Here is a 5,575-nt window from a genome sequence, read left to right as displayed (position 1 = left end):
ACTATCTTAAAGGTACTGCAATGCCACGCGTTGGTGTAACTGCAGAAGCTGCTGAGAAAGTTATAACACATCTTCAAGATGTTGGTGACTCTAAACGTCATAAAAGAGAGAGTGTTGGTAGAAATGTAATGATTTTCATTATTATATTTGCAATCTTTGCTATTCTTTGGAAAAGAGAAGTTTGGAAAGAACTACACTAAAACTTTAGCAAAAAGGAAACTTTTTCCTTTTTGCACTCTACTAAAATCTACTTAAAGTAATTCTCTGATATAATCTTCTTATGAGATTTAGAGATATAAAAAAACAACAAAAACTTCACAATACAGAGACTCAAAAGCCAACTTTTATTTATGCTTATTATCCAGATAGGATTAAAGCACTTATAACAGATATGTTTATGATTTATGCTCCTATACTCTATTTTATTACTTATGTTGTAATGAATGGAAAAGATGATTTCCAATCTTCACAATGGGCTCCATTTCTAGCAGTATCATTATATGGAGTAATTTATACTGTTTTAATTGCAAAATTTGGGCAAACTCCTGGTAAAAAAGCATATAAGATTAAGGTAGTAGATGATACAACATTTGAAAATATTGGTTTTTTTAGAGCTTTTTGTCGTTTTGTTGCTTTTTTATTTTCAGCGACTATTCTTCTAGGATTGTTGACCCCGTTTTTTAGAAAAGATAGAAAAGCACTACATGATATTATCTGTTCAACAGTGCAAATATATGAGAAAGATTAAAATTTAGAGGATGATAAATGCTTATTGATAGTTATGATAGAGTAGTAGATTATATTCGTGTATCTGTAACGGAGCGATGTAATTTTAGATGCCAATACTGTATGCCGGAAAAACCTTTTTCATGGGTTCCAAAAGAGAATTTACTCTCTTTTGAAGAGCTGTTTGAATTTATGAAAGTTGCCATTGATGAGGGTGTAAAAAAGATTCGTATTACGGGTGGAGAACCACTGTTACGAGAAGATTTAGATACTTTCATTAAAATGATTTCTGATTATGCGCCTGATATTGATCTAGCAATGACATCAAATGCCTTTTTATTAAAAGGAACCGCACAAAGATTAAAAGATGCTGGTCTTAAACGCATCAATGTAAGTATAGATACGCTTAAACCTGAAGTAGCACAAGCTATAGCAGGCAAAGATGTTTTAAAAAATGTTCTTGAAGGCGTAGAAGAAGCACTCAAAGTTGGGCTGAAAGTAAAAGCAAATATGGTTCCTATGAAGGGCATGAATGCAGATGAGATATTTGATGTACTTGAGTATTGTAGAGAGCGAGATATTACTGTGCGTTTTATAGAGTATATGGAAAATGCTTATGCGAAAGCGAACATTTCAAAACTAAGTGGTCAAGAAGTTTTAACAAGTTTAGGTGAAAAATACAACTTTACTTCAGAGGGTTATGATGGTGCTTCTCCTGCAAAATATTATAGGCTTGATGATGGTTATAGATTTGGAATTATTGAACCGTATGGAGATGATTTTTGTAAGCAGTGTAATCGTATAAGACTTACAGCTGAGGGAAATCTTATACCATGTTTATATTTTGATGAGGCTATGAGTATTGCTGAATCTGTCAAAAAAGGCGATATAAAAACTGCAGCCGCTGTTTTAAAAGAGGTAGTGCGTACAAAACCAGAAAAAAATCGTTGGGGTGGAGAGGATGATGAAGTCTCTACTCGTGCTTTTTATGAGACAGGTGGATGATATATCTCGTTGAACACTTTTACTCTATACAAGGTGAAGGAAGATATGTAGGTACTCCGAGTCTCTTTTTTCGTTTTGGTGGATGCAATATGCGTTGCGAGGGTTTTGGTTGCTCTGAAGTTGCACAGGATGGTGTAAAAGTTTTAGGATGCGATACTGTCTATGCAGTAAACAAAGAACACTTCGCTCATGGCTGGGTGCCAATAACTAGAGCAGAAGAGCTTTTGTCTGTTTTGGATTTATATGAACTTCCAAACTCAGTTGATATTGTTTTAACAGGTGGCGAGCCTCTCATCTATGTAAATGAGCCTATTTTTGTAGAATTTTTAGAAAAACTGACTGCGTTTGGACATCAAATTACCTTTGAGACAAATGGTTCTTTAAATGTTGATTTTGAGAAGTATCCTATTTACAAAGAGTGTATATTTGCATTGTCTGTAAAACTTGCAAATTCAAATGAACCTTTAGCAAAGCGTGTTCGTGGTGATGTGATTTATAACATAGCTTCCAATGCAAAAGATGCTTTTTTTAAATTTTCAATAGACAGAGACTCCATAAACATAGCACTTGAAGATGAAATACAGAGCATACAACTACATTCACCAAAGACGAAAGTTTACTGTATGCCTGTTGGTGGTACAAAAGCAGAAGTAGAAGCAAATACAGAGCCTCTTATAGAATTTTGTAAAGCAAAAGGGTATAACTTTAGTGATAGACTGCATATTCGGATTTGGGATGCCAATAAAGGGGTGTGAGTGAAAGGAGAAACACATGATAATACGAAAACTTTTTAAATTTGAAAATGCCCATATAGTAAGAGGTTGCTCAACAATTAAATGCAGAAGTTCTGTTCATGGACACTCTTATAAAGTGGAATTGCTCTTTGAGTCTAACTTTTTAGATAATGGACAGATGGTTTATGATTTTGGACTGATGAAGCAAAATATGAAAGATTTAGTGGAGAGTTTTGACCATGCTATTGCTCTGTGGAGTGGAGATGATGTAGAGTATCTTAAAGATATGAAAAAACACTCTGCACGCTGGGTAGAGCTGCCAGTTTCACCTTCCGCTGAACAGTTTTCTCGTGTCATTTTTGTAATGATAGATAGACTTTTAGGACTTACATCTAAAGTCAATGGTGAAAAAGAGGTAAAACTCCATAGCGTTATTGTCCATGAGACAGATACAGGCTACGCACAATGTTTTGCAGAGGATGCCTACTCAAAAGAGATGGGAGAGATTAACCTTTTTGACATTATATTCTCCGAGCAAATTATGAAAGACTTTAAAGATGAGAGATTGTGGCAAAAAGTATTGGATGAAGAGGAGTTTATGAACCCCTCTTCTGTTTAAGTTCTTTTAACTAAATAATTCCTGAAATTCATTGCTTGTAAAATCGCAACGAGTAGAGATGAATTTTACTATTTGATTTTGCGCAATAAAATCAGACTTGGCATCTGTAATAATAAAACCATTTGAATTTGCAAGAGGGGAGACCATTCCCGGTGCAAATTTCTCACAAACTGTGAAAAACTCTCCATTAAAATATCCAGGGACAACACTACTTCGTCCTGCTTTTAGTTTAAAATCTTGTGCTATTTTTACTTTTATAGGATTTATAAATTTCTCTTTTGCCCCACTCATAGCATAGATAATAGCTCTTGCAAAAATTTCAAAGTTAAGTGCTGCAGCGAGTGGATTTCCTGGAAGATTGAGTATGACTTTATCTCCAATTTTTCCTAGAGTTGTAGGTTTTCCTGGTCGTATTTCAACTTTATCAAAAAGAGTCTCATAGCCAAATGCAGAAAATGCCTCTTTGGTAAAGTCTGCATCGCCCACACTTACTCCACCAGAAGTGATGATAAGGTCACAATCAAGCGCACTTTTGATATGCTCGTTAATATCATCAAGCGTGTCAATGGCAGTGCCTATAAACTCTATTTCACATCCTAACTCTTTTGCACGAGCAATAAAAGTAGGTGAATTTGTATTGTAAAGTTGGTACTCCGTAACCTGTTCAAAGTGCATTTTTAGCTCATTTCCAGAACCAAATATGCCAACACGCGGTTTTTTATATACTTTAATATGCGTGATACCTTGTGATGCTAGAAGGGTGATTTGATGCGCATGGAGTTTTTGCCCTTTTGTGAGCAGTAAAGTCTCTTTTTTAATATCTTCACCCGCGAGACGAATATGTTTTGAAATTGTTAGATTTTGGGGGAGTTTAATACCGCCCTCACACTCTGTAATATCTTCAATAGGTACAATACATTGAGTTCCAAGAGGAATACGAGCCCCTGTCATAATTTTTATTGCCTCATTATGTTGTAGTTCACCGTGAAAATCATCTCCTGCAAAGATGGTGCAGCCTACTTTTACGCATTTGCCGCTATCTTCAATTTTTACTGCATACCCATCCATAGCAGAGTTGTCATAGGGTGGTAGATTGTGTGTAGCTGTAATATTTTGGGCAAGAACAGACCCTAAAGCCTCTTCAATCGGTATGATTTTTAAAGATTTTTGTTTTGTATGTGTGTAGATTATTTCTAGTGCTTCATTTATTGTAACTGCCATAATTTAAAACCTCTTTGATTAGTTGACATATTTTACTATAATTTCGTTATGAATGAAATGTATAATATGGGTTTAAGCCTACATAGTTGGTCAGCGGTCGCAGTTTTGGTGATGATTTTCATCAATCTGTATATTTTAATTAGTGCAAAAGAGCTTGCAAAATATAAAAGAGTAAACTCTTTATACCTTGTACCTTTACAAATAACGGTACTTGGAACACTTCTTTTTACAGGTATTGTGATGATGGCAGCAAAACATCTACACTTTAGTATTGAAAATATTGTAATGATTATTTTGGGAGTAGTTCTTATAGTCTTAGAAGCAAAGCGTTTGAAAGCTTTGAAATATCTCAGTACAAAAAAAGAACATGCTTTAGAAGTCTATAAACCTTTTTCAAGAACTATTTTACAAGTTGAATTTGGTTTGGTTCTATTGATGTCACTTTGGATGTGGTTCGTTTAAAATGGTTTACCTCTTTAATGAAAACGCAGGTAAAGAGCGTTTTAGCATAAAAGGTGAAGATTTTAAATACCTTATAAAAGTGCGTCGCCATAATGTAGGTGATGAATTGGGTTTTCGCTCTCAAGAAGATATAAAAACACTACATATTTATAGACTTAGTGAAATAGAACCAAAAAGTGCTGCGTTTGAGTTGGTTTCATCAAAGATTTTTGAGGTTAAAGCAAAACAAGAACTGCACATTGGCTGGTGTGTGATAGATAATAAATCAGTAGAGAAAGTCCTGCCAAGTCTTAATGAACTTGGAGTAAGTAAAATTTCTTTTATTTACTGCGAGAGAAGTCAAAAGAATTTCAAACCTGATTTTAAACGCTACAAACGCATCGTAGAAGCATCAAATCAGCAGTGTGGACACACTGAGATAATGGAGTTTGATACTTATAAAAACATTGAGAGTTTTATTGCTAAATTTGCTGATGTAAAGGTCTTTGATTTTTGTGATAATACTTTAGACGAAGGCGCTGCGTTTGGGTGTGTGCTCATCGGTTGTGAAGGTGGTTTCTCTCCAAAAGAGAAGGAGCTATTGAAAAATCAAGAGGTCTTTAGACTAAATACTCCTATGATTTTACGCTCTGAAACAGCAGCAGTCGCGGTGGCTTCGAAGATACTTTTGTAATTTAAGATTTTTTAGATATAATTCGCTTCATAAAATTCTGCCCCCATACGGAATTAAAAAATATATAGATATTCGTACTTCGACGAGTATCAAAAGGTAATGAAATGAAAAAAGGTATTCACCCAGAATTAGTAG

Annotated in this window: 8 protein-coding genes; 7 read left to right on the top strand and 1 reads right to left on the bottom strand. The window is 34.7% G+C overall.

Going from position 1 to position 5,575, the window contains the following annotated elements; all coding sequences use genetic code 11:
* From MVY38_RS01505 to MVY38_RS01485, 5 genes are all read left to right on the top strand, one after another.
* On the top strand, positions 1–200 hold a 200-nt coding region (locus MVY38_RS01505), incomplete at its 5' end, for a cytochrome c1 (RefSeq protein WP_297482727.1).
* A gap of 80 nt (positions 201–280) precedes the next feature.
* Entirely contained in the window at positions 281–748 is a 468-nt protein-coding gene (locus MVY38_RS01500; protein WP_297482724.1) for an RDD family protein, read from the top strand.
* 17 nt (positions 749–765) lie between these two features.
* The gene (moaA, locus tag MVY38_RS01495) at positions 766–1,731 is read left to right on the top strand and encodes a GTP 3',8-cyclase MoaA (RefSeq protein WP_297482720.1); all 966 of its coding nucleotides are present in this window, start codon (positions 766–768) and stop codon (positions 1,729–1,731) included.
* Positions 1,728–2,486 (top strand): 7-carboxy-7-deazaguanine synthase QueE, encoded by a 759-nt coding sequence (locus MVY38_RS01490; RefSeq protein ID WP_297482717.1) that lies wholly within the window; start codon positions 1,728–1,730, stop codon positions 2,484–2,486. The genes moaA and MVY38_RS01490 overlap by 4 nt, the downstream gene beginning before the upstream one ends.
* 16 nt (positions 2,487–2,502) lie before the next feature.
* Positions 2,503–3,084, top strand: a complete 582-nt coding sequence (locus tag MVY38_RS01485; RefSeq protein WP_297482714.1) for a 6-carboxytetrahydropterin synthase — start codon at positions 2,503–2,505, stop codon at positions 3,082–3,084.
* Positions 3,085–3,090: 6 nt separating this feature from the next.
* On the opposite strand, the gene MVY38_RS01480 is transcribed toward MVY38_RS01485, so the two are convergent.
* Positions 3,091–4,305: a molybdopterin molybdotransferase MoeA gene (locus MVY38_RS01480; protein ID WP_297482710.1), complete on the bottom strand. Its 1,215-nt coding sequence runs from the start codon at positions 4,303–4,305 to the stop codon at positions 3,091–3,093.
* Between the two features lie 48 nt (positions 4,306–4,353).
* Between MVY38_RS01480 and MVY38_RS01475 the strand changes: the two genes are divergently transcribed.
* On the top strand, positions 4,354–4,767 hold the full coding sequence (locus MVY38_RS01475) for a hypothetical protein (protein ID WP_297482706.1): 414 nt from the start codon (positions 4,354–4,356) through the stop codon (positions 4,765–4,767).
* 1 nt (position 4,768) lies between these two features.
* Complete coding sequence (locus MVY38_RS01470) at positions 4,769–5,440, top strand: 16S rRNA (uracil(1498)-N(3))-methyltransferase (protein ID WP_297482703.1); 672 nt, start codon at positions 4,769–4,771, stop codon at positions 5,438–5,440.
* The last annotated feature ends 135 nt before the right edge of the window (positions 5,441–5,575 follow it).

Origin of the sequence: Sulfurimonas sp. (assembly GCF_027056685.1) — a bacterium.
In the GTDB taxonomy this organism is placed as follows: Bacteria; Campylobacterota; Campylobacteria; order Campylobacterales; family Sulfurimonadaceae; genus Sulfurimonas.
This window is presented reverse-complemented; position numbering and strand designations above follow the sequence as displayed.